A 16,431-nucleotide genomic window follows, 5' to 3' on the forward strand; every position below is an offset into this window, starting at 1 on the left:
ATGCTGTTCATACCTCGCTAGTATTCGATCAGCACCGACTCACGTCCCAGTCTGTCTGCCAAAGAACTTTGCAGGCCATCACTCGGCGAAACCCGCCATCCGTCGCCGAACAGTATTTCGCACCCTACCCCGCCTCCGGTATAGCGTACCGTCAGCGGCAAGCCGGCATCGGAGCGGTGCGACGCCAACATGGCTTTAAGCTCAATAACGTCAATCTGTTGTTTAGATGCCGTAAGTGACAGCACAAACTGGCGCCCATAGTGAATTCGGGCGGCTGCTATATCCATCACCTTTTCTGCGGATATACGTAAGCCGCCATTAAAACGGTCTTCCGAGACCTTCCCTTGTACCACTAAAAACTCGTCTTCCTTGAAGAAGCCTTTATTCGGTTCGAATTGCTCGTTATAAACTGTCACATCAACCGATGCGCTGCCGTCGTCCAATGTCACGATGACCATTTTTCCACGTTGGGTCATTTGCGTCCGCATGCCCGATATAATTCCTGCGAGCGTTCGTGCATCGCGTGACGGTTCCAAATTGCCCAGTGGTGTGCGGGCAAAGCGACGCGCTTCAGGTGCATAGATATCGAATAAATGGCCTGACAGGTAAAATCCCAGCGCGAGTTTTTCTTCCGTAAGCTTTTTACGGTCGGTCCACGGCGCTGCTTTGACGTACTCCGGCGGTTGTTCAAGATCGCTGTCATCACCACCAAACAAACTCACCTGATTTGCGGCTGCCAGTTTTTGATCGGCGGCTTCCATCGCTAATGGTACGGAGGCTAGCAAGATGCCACGGTCTACGTTGAAACAATCAAATGCACCGGCGCGAATTAATGATTCGATCGTGCGCCGATTGATCTGACGTTTATCGACCCGCACACAGAAATCAAACAAATCGACGAAAGGCTTTACGTTACGCGCAGCGACAATGGCTTCAATCGCGTTCTGACCGGAGCCTTTAACCGCACCCAAACCGTAACGAATGAACGCAGCCTTTTTACCGGCTTCGGCTTCGGGCGTAAAGCGATATTCGGACAAATTGATATCCGGTGGCAGCAAAGTCAGCTTGCAAATATCCAGCGAGTCTTCCACCAGAATCTTTACTTTTTCAGTGTCATCCATTGCCAGTGACAAGTTGGCCGCCATGAATGCTGCAGGATGATGGGCTTTTAAGTAAGCGGTGTGATACGACAGCAACGCGTAAGCGGCAGCATGCGATTTATTAAAACCGTAGCCCGCAAATTTTTCCATCAGATCGAAAATCTCGTCGGCCTTGGCTTCGGTCAGACCATCTTTGGCCGCACCATCGCGGAAGATCTGACGATGTTCTGCCATCTCCTCAGCCTTTTTCTTACCCATCGCGCGGCGCAGCAAATCGGCACCGCCGAGCGAGTAACCGCCCACGACCTGCGCCATCTGCATGACCTGCTCCTGATAGACCATGATGCCGTAGGTTTCAGACAAAATACCTTCGGTACGCGGATCAGGATAATCGAATCGTTCGCCGTGCTTACGTTTGCAAAAATCGGGAATCAGGTCCATCGGTCCGGGACGATACAGCGCCACCAGCGCAATAATGTCTTCAAAACGATCTGGACGCGCATCCTTCAGCATGCCCTGCATGCCGCGGCTTTCCAGCTGAAAGACAGCGACGGTTTTTGCTGCGGTCAACAACTGATAAGAAGCCCGGTCGTTCAACGGCAATTTTTCCAGGCTGAAATCCGCCATAGCGGGATCAAGCTGCTTAATGTAGCGCACCGCACGATCAAGAATGGTCAGCGTAGTCAGCCCCAAAAAGTCGAACTTCACCAGACCGACCGCTTCCACGTCGTCTTTGTCGTATTGCGATACCACACCAGCATCGCCGCCTTGGGTATACAGCGGACAAAAGTCGGTCAACTTTCCGGGCGCAATCAATACACCACCCGCATGCATCCCGATATTTCGGGCGATCCCTTCAACCTGCTGGGCCAGACTCAATAACTGTTTGACCTCTTCCTCGTTTTCCAGGCGTTCAGCCAGCATCGGCTCTTCTTTGATCGCGTCTGCAATCGTCACGTGCTTGCCGGGTTTGAAAGGAATTAGTTTGGAAATGCCATCACAAAAGTTATAGCCAAAATCGAGCACACGACCAACGTCACGAATCGCCCCTTTGGCGGCCATCGTTCCGAAAGTAGCAATTTGCGACACTGCTTCCTTACCGTACAGATCCTTAACGTGCTGGATAACCCGGTCACGGCCTTCCTGGCAAAAGTCGATATCGAAATCGGGCATCGAAACCCGTTCAGGATTAAGAAATCGCTCGAACAGAAGGTTGTATCGCAGCGGATCAAGGTCTGTAATCTGCAGCGAATATGCCACCAGTGAACCTGCGCCAGAGCCACGACCCGGTCCCACCGGCACGCCGTTATCTTTCGCCCAGCGAATAAATTCAGCAACGATCAAAAAGTATCCGGGAAAACCCATCTTAACGATCGTGTCAATTTCAAACTTTAAACGATCTTGATAGCGCTGCCGATTCTGTTCGCGTTTCTCTTCATCGGGAAATAGATGCAGCATGCGCATCTCTAGCCCGTCTTTTGATTGCTGATCCAAAAATTCGCCAATCGACATGCCCTCAGGCGTCGGAAAATCTGGAAGTTGCGGCTTGCCGAGTTGCAGCGATAAATTGCAACGCTTGGCGATTTCAACGGAATTCTGTAGCGCGGCTGGTATGTCAGCAAACAACGCGGCCATTTCGGCCTGCGTTTTAAAACATTGCTGATCGTTAAACCGTCGCACGCGGCGCGCATTTGCCAGCATCTCGCCTTCAGAAATACAGGTGCGGGCCTCGTGCGCGATAAATTCCTCTTTATCGAGAAACTGGATAGGATGGGTCGCCACCACGGGGAGCTGAAGTTCGGATGCCAATGCAACCGCGTGGCGCACGTTAGCCTCCATATTCGGCTGATCGGCGCGCTGCACTTCGATATAAAAACTGTCAGGGAAAATGGTCATCCAATGCTGCGCGCAACGTTTCGCCGCTGCCAGATTGCCATTATCAATGGCAATTCCAACGTCGCCGAAATGCGCGCCTGACAAAGCGATAAGACCATTCCCGCTAGCCTGATTCTGGAGGTCTTCAAGCCACTCAGAGCGAATTTCAGCGCGACCGCGATGCAGATTTTCAATCCAGGCTTTAGACAACAGTTCGCAAAGTTGCAGATAGCCGACACGGTTCTTCGCCAGCAAGAGCAATCGTGATGGCTTATCGCGGACTTCGTCGTTGGTGATCCAGACGTCGCAACCGATGATAGGCTTGACGCCTTTGCTGCGCGCGGCTTTATAAAACTTCACCATACCAAACAGGTTGGCAAGATCGGATATCCCTAGCGCGGCTTGCTGATCGTCGGCAGCGGCTTTAATTACGTCGTCGATGCGCACTAAGCCATCGACAATTGAGTATTCGGAATGCAGGCGGAGATGTGTAAATTGCGGTGTCGTCATAGCCCGTATTTTACCCCGCCGCCCGCCCTGAATCGGCTTTCGCACAGCAAATCACGTCGAAAAGTCCTGTCGCGTTTATAATACTGTTAAATCAATGACTTACAGCAACGTCAGAGATACTTCAAAGACCCCCGGAAAATCAAGCTTATGTCGTCCACACAACATTACGTCAACATTGCAGCGTACAAATTTATCACTTTCGATGATACCGCAGACAAACGCGCAGAATTTCTCACAACCTGCACGCAACTTCAGCTAAGAGGGACAATTCTTCTCAGTCCTGAAGGCATCAACATGTTCCTGGCGGGCCTTCGTGATCAAATTGATCAGTTTTTAGTCTGGTTACGATCTGATGCGCGCTTTGCTGATCTGGAAGTTAAGGAAAGCTATTCCGAGAATCAGCCTTTTACCCGGATGCTAGTGAAGTTAAAGGCGGAAATCATCACGATGAAACACCCGTTGATCAAGCCAGAAGCAGGTCGAGCCCCATCCGTTGCGCCAAAGACACTCAAGCGCTGGCTTGATCAAGGCCACGACGACAATGGCCGTCCTGTGGTCATGGTGGATACGCGCAACGGCTTTGAGGTCGATGTTGGCACCTTCGAAAACACGGTGGATTACCGGATTGACAAGTTCAGCGAATTTCCGGACGTTATCTCCGCGCATAAGGCGTCTCTGATCGACAAAACCGTGGTGACTTTCTGCACCGGCGGCATCCGCTGCGAAAAAGCCGCCATACATATGCAAGAAATTGGCTTCGACAGCGTCTACCAACTCGACGGTGGGATTCTGAAATACTTTGAAGAATGCGGCGGAGCCCACTACAACGGCGATTGCTTTGTGTTCGACTACAGAACAGCGCTCAATCCGCAGCTTCAGGAAACCGCCGCGTCCCAATGCTTTATCTGTCGCACGGTCGTGACGCCTCGAGAGCAGCTTTCACCGGAATACGTTATTGGCGTATCTTGTCCGCATTGTGCGACCAAACGAACCCGGAAAATGTCGGAGCAAAATACACCGAAGCCAGAAGCAAACTTAACACCATAACTATGGTGTGCGATAAAGAACACAAAGCGCAGCCGGCCTCCGGATGCGCTTTTTTCTTTTTGATGGTTTATTTCATCCTCGTTTAAGGTGACCCCAAATTTTAGCTATATCATGCAATCTATGATGCGATAAATCGTTAAATTTTCCTTATGGCGCTGAGCGAACTATGAATTTGACGCTGGAAGCCCTGCAAATCATTGACACAATCGACCGCAAAGGCAGCTTTGGTGCGGCAGCCATCGCATTGAATCGGGTACCGTCAGCGCTCACTTACAGCATCCGAAAACTGGAGGACGATCTTGATGTTTTGTTGTTTGACCGGACAGGTCACCGTGCCAAACTGACGGTTGCGGGTCTTGAGTTACTGACTGAAGGACGCCATTTACTAAAGGCGGCACAAGAACTTGAGCGCCGCGTAAAACGCACTGCGACTGGCTGGGAAGTAGAGCTTCGCATTGTTTTGGATAGTATTGTGCCGTTCGAGGCTTTAATGCCAATGATCGCCACCTTTGATCGCGAGAACGCAGGGACCCGACTGCGTATTTTTCACGAGGCCCTTTCCGGCGTATGGGAAGCCTTGATCAATGATCGCGCCGATCTGGCGATTGGCGCGCCGCACGATGGTCCCGACTATGTCCGCATGAGCGGTGATTTTCAGACGCGACCGCTAGGCACCACCGATTGGGCCTTCGCGGTGGCGCCGCACCATCCGCTGGCGTCGGCGCCGGAACCGCTGACCGCAGATACAATCCAACAGTATCGGGCGGTTGCAGTCGGCGACACGGGACGTGGTCTGCCCAGCATCACCTCCGGGCTGTTAATCGGGCAAGATATTTTGACCGTACCGACGATGTCGACGAAATTGCAAGCGCAACTGAACGGATTGGGATGTGGTCATTTACCGCGTCATCTGGCTGCTCCCCATTTTTTATCTGGCGCCTTAATAGAAAAAGAAACATTAGAGGCAAAGCCAGGCGTCAAATTACAAATAGCCTGGCGCAGGCCGGTTCTGGGCAAATCGTTAAAATGGTTTATCAATCAATTAAGTCATCCCGGAACCGCCCAACATTTTATTGAGTGGCCTTAGGGCCAAATGGACACCCTTACTTTTTTCAGTTACCTACCGATGCCCGACGCAACCCATTACATTGGACGTTTCGCCCCCTCTCCGACCGGACTCTTGCACGACGGCTCGCTCGTGGCCGCTATGGCAAGTTATCTGGACGCTAAAGCCCACCAGGGCCAGTGGCTGGTGCGGATGGAAGATGTGGATGAAGCACGCACTGCTCCTGGTGCTGCGGACGCAATCTTAAATGCGCTGTCGACGCTACAAATGATGTGGGACGGGACGGTGGTGTATCAAAGTCAGCGCACCGATCTCTATCTGGATGCCTTTGACAAGCTCGGGCGACTGGCCTATCCCTGCGGATGTACCCGCCGGGAAATCGTCGACTCGCAAATCGGTGTCGCATCAGACGGCGCTGCGGTGTATCCCGGCACCTGCAGAGAAGGTCTCCCGGTGGGCAAACCCACCCGGTCTTACCGATTGCTGGTACCTGATGTGGGTCAGGCAGAGGAACTGATTCGCTTTGAAGACAGGTGGCAAGGAGTGGTGCAACAGCATCTTGCCATCGAGGTAGGCGATTTTGTGTTGAAGCGTGCGGACGGGTTTTGGACCTATCAACTTGCCGTCGTCGTCGACGATGCCGAACAGGGCGTTACACATGTTGTACGTGGCGCTGATCTTCTTGACTCGACAGCCCGACAAATTTATCTGCAACGGCAATTAGGGCTGACGACCCCGAGCTATTTACATGTTCCGGTTATTACCAATGCGAACGGCGAAAAATTATCTAAACAATATGATGCACAACCATTGGATTTGACGCAGCCGCTTCAAACCCTGGTAAAGGCAGCCTGGTTTTTGGGATTAGAAATTGGCCGCGTTAATTCGATAGAAATGTTCTGGCCTCTTGCCATTGCAGCGTGGGCCGGTCAGCGCATCGAGCGCCGTAGCACTGCGAGATTCAAGACAGACTCATGATGGCGACATAGCAAACGCGCATTTACAAGGTGCACAGAAGTTGCAGCCTGGTTTTATCTTTAGGGCGTTGATACCCAACCATAAAAATGGCCAGTAAATTGCTTTAGCAATCACCGGCCTATATACATTTCACTACGTTCTTGGATGAGCACCTGAGTGAGCACCTAAGTGGGCACTTGAGTGAGTGCCTCCTTCAGCGCACAGCCTCGTTTTAACGCTTAGGCATCCCACCCAATAACGCAGCAAGCTTATGTTTCGGCTTGACCGGAAGTGTTCCTTGATTCTGTGCGCTCTCGACCGACGACAGTGTCGGTTCGTACGGCTTCAGAAACCATGGATCAATTTTTTCTTTGCGCGGCAACGATGTGTAAGCGCTGCGGGTATGCTGCTGACTACGATCCGACGAGCCGGATTGGGAATCGGTTCTGCTGTCAGAGCGCGAGCCTGAGCGTGAATCTGAGCGCGCGTCCGAACGAGAATCCGAGCGTCCATTTCCGCGTGAATCACCCTCTTCGCGGCGCGGAGAACGTTCGCGCTCGGAAACGCGCGGCTTGGCCACAAAGCCGACCAATTCAGCACGAACAAACTTGTGCTTAATCATCTTTTCGATATCGACCAATAACCGTTCGTCTTTATCGGTACACAACGAAATGGCATCACCCGACGCGCCAGCACGGCCGGTACGACCGATACGATGCACATAATCTTCAGCGTTATAAGGCAAATCGAAGTTAATGACGCAAGGTAATTCGGCGATATCGAGACCGCGGGCAGCGACATCGGTCGCGACCAACACCTCAATCTCGCCTTGCTTAAAAGCTTCCAAGGCAGCCATGCGCTCGTTTTGACTTTTATCACCGTGGATTGCGGAAGCATTGACGCCTTCGCTCTCCAGATGTTTTGCCAGCCGCGATGCACCAATTTTAGTGTTCGAAAACACGATAACCTGCTTCAGGTTGCGTTCGCGAATGATAAATGACACGGCGTCCAGCTTTGACTGGTCATCAATCCGATACATCGTTTGAGTGACATTGTCAGCCGTCGCATTACTGCGTGCGACCTCAATAGTGACCGGATTTTTAAGGAAGCTACCTGCGAGCTTTTTGATTTCGGCGGAAAACGTCGCCGAAAACATCAGACTCTGCCGTTCTTTTGGCAACAAGTTGATAATGCGCTGCAAATCAGGCAGGAAACCCATATCGAGCATCCTGTCAGCCTCATCCATCACCAGAATTTGCGTCTGTGACAAGCTTATAGTTTTTTGCTGCACATGATCAAGCAAACGACCTGGCGTTGCGATCACTATTTCGATACCGGAACGCAGCGCTGCGGTTTGCGGTGCCATATCGATACCGCCAAACACCACCGTAGCGCGCAAGGAAGTATGGCGGCAATACGCTTTAACGTTTTCCGCCACCTGGTCCGCTAATTCACGCGTCGGGGTCAAAATCAGCGCACGTACCGGATGACGTGCAGGCGATGCGCTAGTATTTGCATGCGCTAGCAGCAACTGAATAATCGGCAGCGCAAATCCCGCCGTTTTACCAGTCCCCGTTTGTGCTGCGCCCATGACATCGCGACCTTGTAAAACGATCGGAATTGCTTGCGCTTGAATCGGCGTCGGATTGACATACCCCTGATCGCTCAACGCTCGCAGGATGTCTGGGGATAATCCAAAATCGGTAAATCGAATGGAAGGCGCAGATGTTTCATCATCGGACGCTATGATAATTTCTTGTTGCTTTTCAGACTGAGTGTCAGGCATAGTTATTGGCGGCCTTCCACGTCGTATAGTTCATCTATATAAACGCGGCATTAACGAATTTGCATTCGCCTAAAGGCACTATTGCTTTCAAAGAATTCGTGATTTCGTGTCAACTTTACATCTGCCAACGTTGCTAGAAGCAATCGTTTGACTGTATTCAAGCCGAATCGATAGAAGGTGTGTAACTGTCGTTCGATCAGCACACTTTTGCATTACAGTCCAGTATTTAGTCCGGTATTATACGCCTAGCAGCCAAATTTCATCACTTCTGTTCATATTCCTATCTGATCCAGTGGCCAGCGCGGTCGCACATTAAACGTATAGTCGCGCTGCGCAGCCTCTGGATTGACTTGCAAGCGCATTGCGCCAGCAAATGCAATCATCGCCCCATTGTCGGTGCAAAACTCCAGTTCCGGATAAAACACCTTAAAGCGTCGCTTAAGTGCCGCGGCATCCAGCGCGCTGCGCAATTGCTGATTGGCACCCACGCCACCAGCGATAACCAACCGATTCAACCCAGTCTGTTTTAACGCCGCCAGACATTTAACTACCAGAACTTCTACCAGCGCGTCCACAAAAGCCCGGGCAATATTGGCTTTATCCTGTTCACCCATGGCGGAAGATTGTTTTTTTACCAATGTAAGAACTGCGGTCTTCAGCCCCGAAAAGCTGAAATTCAGATTTTTTGAATGCAACATTGGTCTTGGCAATTGATAAACGGCTGGGTCTCCCGACTCTGCCAGCCGTGATATTGCGGGTCCACCGGGATAACCGAGTCCGAGTAATTTGGCGGATTTATCAAACGCCTCACCTGCGGCATCGTCCAATGTTTCGCCCAACAAACTATATTGCCCTACGCCATCTACCCGCATTAATTGCGTATGCCCACCGGATACCAACAAAGCCACGAACGGAAATTTTGGTGGATTGCTAGCCAGTAGCGGAGATAGAAGGTGTCCTTCCAGGTGATGGACGCCGAGCATGGGTGCATTTAAAGCCAGTCCAAGGCCGCACGCGACCGACGCGCCGACCAACAAAGCGCCAGCTAGTCCCGGCCCCTGCGTATAGGCAATGGCATCAATTTCATTCAGGGCCGTATTTCCCTCGGACAATACTTGTTGCAATAAAGGAATCGCACGTCGGATATGATCCCGGGATGCAAGTTCGGGCACCACGCCACCGTACTGCTCGTGCATTGCAACTTGCGAATAGAGTGCGTGAGAGAGCAAACCGCGCTGCGTATCGTAGAGCGCAATGCCGGTTTCATCACAGGATGATTCAACGCCAAGAACAATCATGGTAATAGACAATTTTTACAATGTGGCATTGTAATGGAATGTGTGCTCAAGCTTAAGAATAAGCTTCGTATCCCTTTGCTTGCGGGGCAATCATAGGTAAATGTCGACAGCAGACCATCCGCGTTCGCGCCGATAATTTAATCTTTCCCCAGACGTCGCATGGCATCCCGCAAGAAATGAATCTGGTCAGAGAAGCGAGTACATGCAGTACAGGTCCACAAATGCACCCTGACGCGAGCGCGATGAAAGGGCGAAAGTGTTCGATCCTGTGCTTCAGACAAGAGGCTCTGGGTTTCTCGGCAAGTAGGGAACAAGCGGTGTCGGTGCATAAATTATGGTGTTGGACGAAGAGGAGTCATCATGCGTAGTCGTGGAAACACCACGAAAATTACATTCAAATAAAGTTCATCGGCAAGGAAATATCCAGACAGCAACAAAAAAGTACGGCGCCCTGTCTATTTGCCGGTACCGCTATGCCAACTGCGTGCCAAACCAATTAATCTGTAAACATTCACGCAGGCGCGTACGTGCACGGTACAACAGAACCCAGGCATTAGCGCTGGTGATATTCAGCTCCGTGCAGATTGCGTCGGTATCCAATTCCAACCACTCTCGCATCATAAAAATGCGTCCGGTCTTGGCTGGCAACCTATCGATGCACAACTGTAAAATATCGAAGAATTCCTTACGTTCCAACGTTTGATCAGGACTTCCCCAGTCTGGCGTCGCTTCAATTGCGTGGTCCCGACTGTTAAATAACGCATCCACCATGTCCGCGTCGCTACGCTCATCGTAAGGATCATCCGTGAGTTGTATCTCCCGTTTGCCGCGCCGCAACTGATCGATCAACTTATGTTTGAGAATACCAATAACATACGTCTTCAAGGACGATTGCTGTTGAAAACGATCAGGATGTTCCATTACTGCAACGATGGTTTCCGATACTGCGTCTTCAGCCAGGCTGGTATTGCGTAACTGAAGTTGCGCAAACCTCAACAAAGGTAACCGCAATGCTTCAAGATCGTGGGGGTTAATTGCCATATTGATCCAAAATTGATCCAAAAAAAGCGGGACTTAGGCGTTACATATAACGTTCAGGCAACTCGGACAACAAACAATGGACGTATGAAGGCCGACAAACCGCATGACGAATAACGTTATGATATGGTCAAATACGCAAAAAATACATACAACTAATCAAGCGCTTGTACAACAGCGTCCCGCATCGTGATGAATGAAAGGATCCATGCGCATTTTGTGCGTACTTTAGTGCAACAAGCGCAATCGATGATTAAGTCTCCAGGCAGGTCTGTCAACAGGCTTTATCAATCTACAATTCAGCTGATAATTCATGGATGACGCTTCATTCAAACAAGTTCGTTGTTAAGCCGCTCATTTACGCTACCCATTTACTTAAATTGCTCCATTGCCATATGCAAAATATAACATCACCAGAACCATTTAAAGCTGCGCGTTTTATCAAAGAAATCGGTCGCGGGAAAGACGGCGCTCGCAGCCTTTCTCGCCTGGATGCAGCAGACCTTTATTCTGCAATGCTAGACGGCCGTGTGTCTGATTTAGAGATGGGCGGCATCTTGCTGGCTATGCGCATTAAGGGCGAATCCGTCGATGAGATCGCTGGTTTTCTCGATGCCGCTGAAGCTTCTTTCACCCCGATCCCAAGCGCGGCCGAAAGCAATGCGGCTGGATCGTCACTGTACGCACCGGTGGTCATTCCGAGTTACAACGGTGCCCGCCACATGGCGAACCTGACACCTTTACTGGCATTGCTGTTGGCCCGCGAGGGTATTCCGGTCCTGGTGCATGGCGTATTGACGGACCCTGGAAGAATTACTACTGCAGAAATTTTTACGGCGCTAGGACAACCGCACATCACCAATGTCGAGGAAGCGACGCAACATTTCGCGGCACTTCAACCGGTTTTCATGCCAATCGCTGCTTTAGCACCAAAAATGTCACGGTTACTCGACATGCGCCGCATCTTGGGTGTACGCAACTCGACCCATACTTTGGTGAAAATTATGCAACCGTTTAGCGCGCCAGCGCTGCGCTTAAGTTCCTATACGCACCCGGAATATCTGGCCATGCTGAGCTCCTATTTCAAGACAACCGCAGCCGCCGAACGGGGCGATGTATTCCTCATGCGTGGCACCGAAGGCGAAACAGTCGCCAACGCCAAACGCGCGCAACAAATCGAGTGGTTCCATGTTGGCACGCAGACCACTTTAGTTGAAAAACAAACCATCGCTGAAGAAATACCTGCGCTACCGGAAGAGCGCAACGCAGACGTGACAGCGCGCTGGATACTCGACGCTCTGGAAGGCCGAATCGCGATACCGAAACCGATTCTGGAACAGGTTGCACATTGCAAAGAGGTTTGCAAAATACTTAAACTCAGGCAAACTTCAGTACCATTTTTGCGTTAAGACCCGTTAAAACGGTGCAAAAAACGTGCAATTCAGGAACTAAGTCGATTTAAAACGGACAAACGATCAATAATTTGAAGCATAAATATCATGACCGTGCGGGCATTATTCAGGTGCCCAAACCATGATTCCAGGAGGAAGCCCATGCGGAGTGTTCATCGTAGAAGCAAACAGAAAATCATCGCCATCGCGGCGAGACCAACCCCTTCCCCAAATAGTTTAGATACTTTCAATTTCCAATAAATTCTGAATTATTTTTTTAGCCAGCTTTCCCTCTTAATCAGCTCCTTGCGCCACACTTTAACGAACCATCAAGGTTTTTACCGGCACAGCAAGTTCAGCAAAACTAACCTCCGGGAGTATCTATGGATTGGGCTCTTCCGTCCTTTGCCTTAGCAGACCCGATACAGTGGAATGCACTGCTGTTATTTGGCAGCTTGCTGCTATTCGGATTGCTAGGCGGCTATATCGCAACAAAGACCCCTTGGGTTCCGCGCATCACCGGCTATCTGGTGGTGGGCTTCATTCTAGGCGTTGGTGGTCTTAATCTGCTTTCTGGCGACGTCCTCAAATTAGCTAATATTTTCGCCGACATTGCGGTCGCGTTGGTCGTGTACCAACTTGGACGTTACGTCGACATCGGCTGGCTAAAACGCGAAAAATGGCTACTGGCTACCGTCTTGCTGAGTTCTGCGCTGTGCTTTGCATTCGTCAGCGGCGCCCTCATCTGGATAGGCACGTCGACGGTGATTGCCATGCTTGGCGGCGTCCTCGCCATCGCCACTGCACCCGCTGTGATCATCGTTGTTTTAAGGGATCTTAAGGCAGAAGGCCAGGTCACCCGACGCCTTGCAGCAATGACTGCGCTGAATAATTTTGTGGCTATTCTTGTAGCCTACGCGTTATTGCCGATCATTGCGCACGAAGGAACGACACCGTTTTTCACGCTGTTCGCCCACACAGGATATTCACTCGTCGGATCGATTTTGCTAGCCTACGTGACTTATCGACTGATGATACCTCTGGCACGCTTGTTGGGGCGCCAGCCAAGTAGCCAGTTCGTTTTGGTCATTGCGGTCATCTCACTGGCTATTGGGGCCGCGCATGCCCTGCAATTACCGGTATTGCTGACGATGCTGGTCTTCGCCATCATGTCGAAAAACATGGATCATCAATATGATTTGATGGAATTGGAATTCGGCATCGCCAATGAGCTATTTATAGTGATGTTGTTTGTCACCGTGGGTGCATCCATCCGGCTGACTGACCTTTCGATGGTCGGCATGTCGGTCATGGTGTTAATCTGTGCCCGGTTTCTGGCGATGGCTTGCGGCGTATTTACGTTTGCCCATTTTGCCAAAATGAAATGGAAACAAGCGGGATTAATAACCCTCGCCACGCTGCCCATGACAGAAGCTGGCCTCGGCTTGATGCAAACCATCTCTTATCTTTATCCCCATACCACTGCCGACGTCCTGCCGTTACTTGCTGGGTGCCTGATCGTATTAGAGTTATTTGGTCCGATAGCGACGCAATTTGCGCTGATCAAATCTGGCGAAAGTGGCCGCGAAGGCTAAACATATGTTGGCCGTAGCAGGCCAACGGAGAAAACACATGGTTGAATCTGACGATCTAAACCCACCAGCAAGCCCGGAAATTTTGCCATTTACCGCATCGACTCCCTTTACCATGGGAATCGAGCTGGAGTTGCAACTTGTCAATCGCCGTAACTATAATCTGGCCAGCGACGCGGTTGACCTGCTGACCTGGATTGAGCCCCGCGACTTGCAGAAGCAAATCAAGCTCGAGATGACGCAAGGTATGATCGAGCTCAATTCCGACATACATACCAGCGTCGACTCTCTCATTGAAGAACTGAAAGTATTGCGCGCAGCCCTTAACAGAGGTGCGCAGTACCTCAACATTGATGTCTCTGGCGGCGGCGCACATCCCTTTCAACACTGGAACGAGCAGCGGGTGACGCCGAGCGAACGCTTCAATAACATTTATGAAAAATATGGCTACCTGGCCAAATCTTTCACCGTGTTCGGCCAGCATATTCACATCGGTGTCCCCAACGGTGACGATGCGCTTTATCTGACCCATGCCTTTTCACGCTTTGTCCCTCATTTCATTGCACTTTCAGCAGCCTCTCCGTTCCATCAGGGGGCGGATACCCAGTTCGAATCATCGCGTAGCAATGTGGTGCGTGCTTTCCCGCTATCAGGGACTGCTCCTGTCATGCATCGATGGGCCGAATTTGAACGGTATTACAACGAGCTGATACAGATGGGCATCATCGGTAGTATGAAAGATTTTTATTGGGATATCCGTCCTAAGCCAGAATACGGCACGGTCGAAATACGAGTGTGCGATACGCCGCTTACCATCGAACATGCCGCCCATTTAGGTTGCTATGCGCAATTGTTGGCGCGCTGGATATTGACCGAACGGCCATTTATCATCCGCGATGATTTTTATCTGCTGTACCAATTTAATCGCTTTGAAGCCAGCCGTTACGGCTTGAATGGTTCTTACGCTATTCACGGCGAGACAGTGGAAATGTCCTCCAAGCAATCGATCCACGCACATCTGCTGATGCATTTACACGATCTTGAACGGTATACTCAAAATGAAGCCGAACGATTATCGCTGAAGCGATTAGCCAAGATGGCGAATGAACGGTTAAGCGATTCTGGATGGCTTCGGAAAACTTTCGCCCAGCGCGGCACTTTAAATGACATGATGCGCCTGTCCTCAGAATTATGGATGGGCCAGACGCCCCCGCCGTACTTTCAATAGTTTCAATGCGCTAAAAGTTATGCAATATCTACACAACATAACTGCAAAAGGTTTTCGCATATTGTCGCAGCATGGACTTCGTCCCCGTCCATGCAGACGACAATGCTAGAAATTGCAACGCGGTAGGGGGAATTTTCGCAAGTTCTCACGCAATAAAAACACCAAAATAATAATGGCAAAACAATTCGATGTCGCCGTAATCGGCGCTGGTGCGGCTGGCATGATGTGCGCCGCTGTTGCCGGGCAACGCGGGAAAAAAGTAGTCCTTATTGATCATGCCCATAAATTAGCGGAAAAAATCCGCATTTCCGGTGGCGGGCGGTGCAACTTCACGAACGCCGCCGCCGCTCCACAGCATTACCTTTCGCAGAATCCCCATTTTTGCAAGAGTGCATTGTCACGCTACAGTCCCCAGGATTTTATTAATTTGGTGAAAAGCTATCGCATCGGCTATCACGAGAAGCACAAAGGCCAGCTGTTTTGCGACGACTCTGCGGAGCAAATTATCTCCATGTTGAAAGCCGAATGTGAACTCGGCAACGTCATCTGGCGCATGCCTTGCAGTGTTGCAAGTATTGGTAAAGAAGGTGATTTATTTCGGATTGATACCGATATGGGCGAAATCCTGACGAATAATGTCGTTATCGCTTCCGGCGGTTTATCGATACCCAAGATCGGCGCGACTGATTTTGCGTATCGCATCGCCCAACAGTTCGGTCTAAAGATGATTGCGCCCCGCCCCGGTTTGGTCCCTCTCACGTTTGACGCCGCCAGCTGGCAACCTTTCTTGCCACTGGCAGGGATAGCGTTACCGGTTGAAGTTACCGCAGGAGAGAAAAAATCGCAGGGGTTCTTTAAGGAAGACCTGCTGTTCACCCATCGCGGCTTGTCCGGTCCCGCAATTTTGCAAATTTCCAGCTTCTGGCAACCGGGGCAGCCGCTGACTCTGAATTTGCTACCGGAGATTGACGTCGCTGAAACCCTAATCACAGGCAAAACCAGCATCAAGAAAAACTTCGGTAATTTACTCTCTCAATGGCTACCGAATCGCCTCGCTCTCGGGTTGCTGGAGGCCAATAAAATCGATCCCGCTGCCCGTATTGCCGATACGCCAGACCGCACGCTTCGAACCCTCAGCGACGCCATCAATCGCTGGGCCATCACACCAAGCGGCTCCGAAGGCTACAGGAAGGCTGAAGTCACCTTGGGGGGCGTCGATACGCGCGAGTTATCCCAACAAAGCATGATGGCCAATAAAGTACCGGGCTTACATTTTATTGGCGAAGCGGTTGACGTCACTGGCTGGCTGGGCGGCTATAACTTCCAATGGGCGTGGGCTTCGGGCAAGGCAGCTGGAATGTCTTTTTAACCTATGTCTTTTTTACCCATGTCTTTTTACTCTCTTACGCAGAGATTTTCCGCAGCAGAGTGAGAAGTCCGTGGGTTACGATCAGAAACGTTATCCGATCCCTGCAAACGTAAGAAAATAAAAAAGACAGCGCGGGGCGCCCCGAAAACCCGATAAAACGTGGCACATTTACAT

Annotated in this window: 12 protein-coding genes; 7 read left to right on the forward strand and 5 right to left on the reverse strand. The window is 50.8% G+C overall.

Going from position 1 to position 16,431, the window contains the following annotated elements; translation table 11 throughout:
• Positions 1–17 precede the first annotated feature (17 nt).
• On the reverse strand, positions 18–3,485 hold the full coding sequence (gene dnaE / locus JQN73_RS04860) for a DNA polymerase III subunit alpha (protein ID WP_205322004.1): 3,468 nt from the start codon (positions 3,483–3,485) through the stop codon (positions 18–20).
• Positions 3,486–3,632: 147 nt separating this feature from the next.
• On the opposite strand from dnaE, the gene JQN73_RS04865 reads away from it, so the two are divergent.
• The 3 genes from JQN73_RS04865 (at position 3,633) to gluQRS (ending at position 6,576) form a co-directional block, all read left to right on the forward strand.
• Complete coding sequence (locus tag JQN73_RS04865; protein ID WP_205322005.1) at positions 3,633–4,532, forward strand: sulfurtransferase; 900 nt, start codon at positions 3,633–3,635, stop codon at positions 4,530–4,532.
• Between the two features lie 166 nt (positions 4,533–4,698).
• On the forward strand, positions 4,699–5,619 hold the full coding sequence (locus JQN73_RS04870) for a LysR family transcriptional regulator (protein ID WP_205322006.1): 921 nt from the start codon (positions 4,699–4,701) through the stop codon (positions 5,617–5,619).
• Positions 5,620–5,625: 6 nt separating this feature from the next.
• Positions 5,626–6,576: a tRNA glutamyl-Q(34) synthetase GluQRS gene (gene gluQRS, locus JQN73_RS04875; RefSeq protein WP_240162432.1), complete on the forward strand. Its 951-nt coding sequence runs from the start codon at positions 5,626–5,628 to the stop codon at positions 6,574–6,576.
• A 211-nt stretch (positions 6,577–6,787) separates the two neighbouring features.
• Here gluQRS and JQN73_RS04880 read toward each other — a convergent pair whose 3' ends face one another.
• The 4 genes from JQN73_RS04880 to JQN73_RS04895 all read right to left on the reverse strand — a co-directional run bounded on the left by JQN73_RS04880 (position 6,788) and on the right by JQN73_RS04895 (position 10,680).
• Positions 6,788–8,341: a DEAD/DEAH box helicase gene (locus tag JQN73_RS04880; RefSeq protein ID WP_205322007.1), complete on the reverse strand. Its 1,554-nt coding sequence runs from the start codon at positions 8,339–8,341 to the stop codon at positions 6,788–6,790.
• Between the two features lie 272 nt (positions 8,342–8,613).
• Positions 8,614–9,639 carry a tRNA (adenosine(37)-N6)-threonylcarbamoyltransferase complex transferase subunit TsaD gene (tsaD, locus tag JQN73_RS04885; RefSeq protein ID WP_205323190.1) on the reverse strand — a complete coding sequence of 342 codons (1,026 nt, stop codon included), beginning with the start codon at positions 9,637–9,639 and terminating at the stop codon, positions 8,614–8,616.
• A 137-nt stretch (positions 9,640–9,776) separates the two neighbouring features.
• The gene (locus tag JQN73_RS04890; RefSeq protein ID WP_205322008.1) at positions 9,777–9,968 is read right to left on the reverse strand and encodes a zf-HC2 domain-containing protein; all 192 of its coding nucleotides are present in this window, start codon (positions 9,966–9,968) and stop codon (positions 9,777–9,779) included.
• Between the two features lie 142 nt (positions 9,969–10,110).
• Entirely contained in the window at positions 10,111–10,680 is a 570-nt protein-coding gene (locus JQN73_RS04895; protein WP_205322009.1) for a sigma-70 family RNA polymerase sigma factor, read from the reverse strand.
• Positions 10,681–11,072: 392 nt separating this feature from the next.
• Here JQN73_RS04895 and ybiB point away from each other — a divergent pair, with 392 nt between their 5' ends.
• From ybiB to JQN73_RS04915, 4 genes are all read left to right on the forward strand, one after another.
• Positions 11,073–12,086, forward strand: a complete 1,014-nt coding sequence (gene ybiB, locus JQN73_RS04900; protein WP_205322010.1) for a DNA-binding protein YbiB — start codon at positions 11,073–11,075, stop codon at positions 12,084–12,086.
• A 365-nt stretch (positions 12,087–12,451) separates the two neighbouring features.
• Complete coding sequence (locus tag JQN73_RS04905) at positions 12,452–13,663, forward strand: cation:proton antiporter (protein WP_205322011.1); 1,212 nt, start codon at positions 12,452–12,454, stop codon at positions 13,661–13,663.
• A 37-nt stretch (positions 13,664–13,700) separates the two neighbouring features.
• Positions 13,701–14,888 carry a YbdK family carboxylate-amine ligase gene (locus JQN73_RS04910; protein ID WP_240162433.1) on the forward strand — a complete coding sequence of 396 codons (1,188 nt, stop codon included), beginning with the start codon at positions 13,701–13,703 and terminating at the stop codon, positions 14,886–14,888.
• Between the two features lie 172 nt (positions 14,889–15,060).
• Complete coding sequence (locus JQN73_RS04915) at positions 15,061–16,257, forward strand: NAD(P)/FAD-dependent oxidoreductase (protein WP_205322013.1); 1,197 nt, start codon at positions 15,061–15,063, stop codon at positions 16,255–16,257.
• Positions 16,258–16,431 lie beyond the last annotated feature (174 nt).

The sequence above is a fragment of the Glaciimonas sp. PAMC28666 genome, assembly GCF_016917355.1.
In the GTDB taxonomy this organism is placed as follows: Bacteria; Pseudomonadota; Gammaproteobacteria; order Burkholderiales; family Burkholderiaceae_D; genus Glaciimonas.

Excerpts from the sequence above, each read along its gene's own strand:
- dnaE (WP_205322004.1), bottom strand. The coding sequence starts at position 3,485 with ATGACGACACCGCAATTTACACATCTCCGCCTGCATTCCGAATACTCA.
- JQN73_RS04865 (WP_205322005.1), top strand. The coding sequence starts at position 3,633 with ATGTCGTCCACACAACATTACGTCAACATTGCAGCGTACAAATTTATC.
- JQN73_RS04870 (WP_205322006.1), top strand. The coding sequence starts at position 4,699 with ATGAATTTGACGCTGGAAGCCCTGCAAATCATTGACACAATCGACCGC.
- gluQRS (WP_240162432.1), top strand. The coding sequence starts at position 5,626 with ATGGACACCCTTACTTTTTTCAGTTACCTACCGATGCCCGACGCAACC.
- JQN73_RS04880 (WP_205322007.1), bottom strand. The coding sequence starts at position 8,341 with ATGCCTGACACTCAGTCTGAAAAGCAACAAGAAATTATCATAGCGTCC.
- tsaD (WP_205323190.1), bottom strand. The coding sequence starts at position 9,639 with ATGATTGTTCTTGGCGTTGAATCATCCTGTGATGAAACCGGCATTGCG.
- JQN73_RS04890 (WP_205322008.1), bottom strand. The coding sequence starts at position 9,968 with ATGCACCGACACCGCTTGTTCCCTACTTGCCGAGAAACCCAGAGCCTC.
- JQN73_RS04895 (WP_205322009.1), bottom strand. The coding sequence starts at position 10,680 with ATGGCAATTAACCCCCACGATCTTGAAGCATTGCGGTTACCTTTGTTG.
- ybiB (WP_205322010.1), top strand. The coding sequence starts at position 11,073 with ATGCAAAATATAACATCACCAGAACCATTTAAAGCTGCGCGTTTTATC.
- JQN73_RS04905 (WP_205322011.1), top strand. The coding sequence starts at position 12,452 with ATGGATTGGGCTCTTCCGTCCTTTGCCTTAGCAGACCCGATACAGTGG.
- JQN73_RS04910 (WP_240162433.1), top strand. The coding sequence starts at position 13,701 with ATGGTTGAATCTGACGATCTAAACCCACCAGCAAGCCCGGAAATTTTG.
- JQN73_RS04915 (WP_205322013.1), top strand. The coding sequence starts at position 15,061 with ATGGCAAAACAATTCGATGTCGCCGTAATCGGCGCTGGTGCGGCTGGC.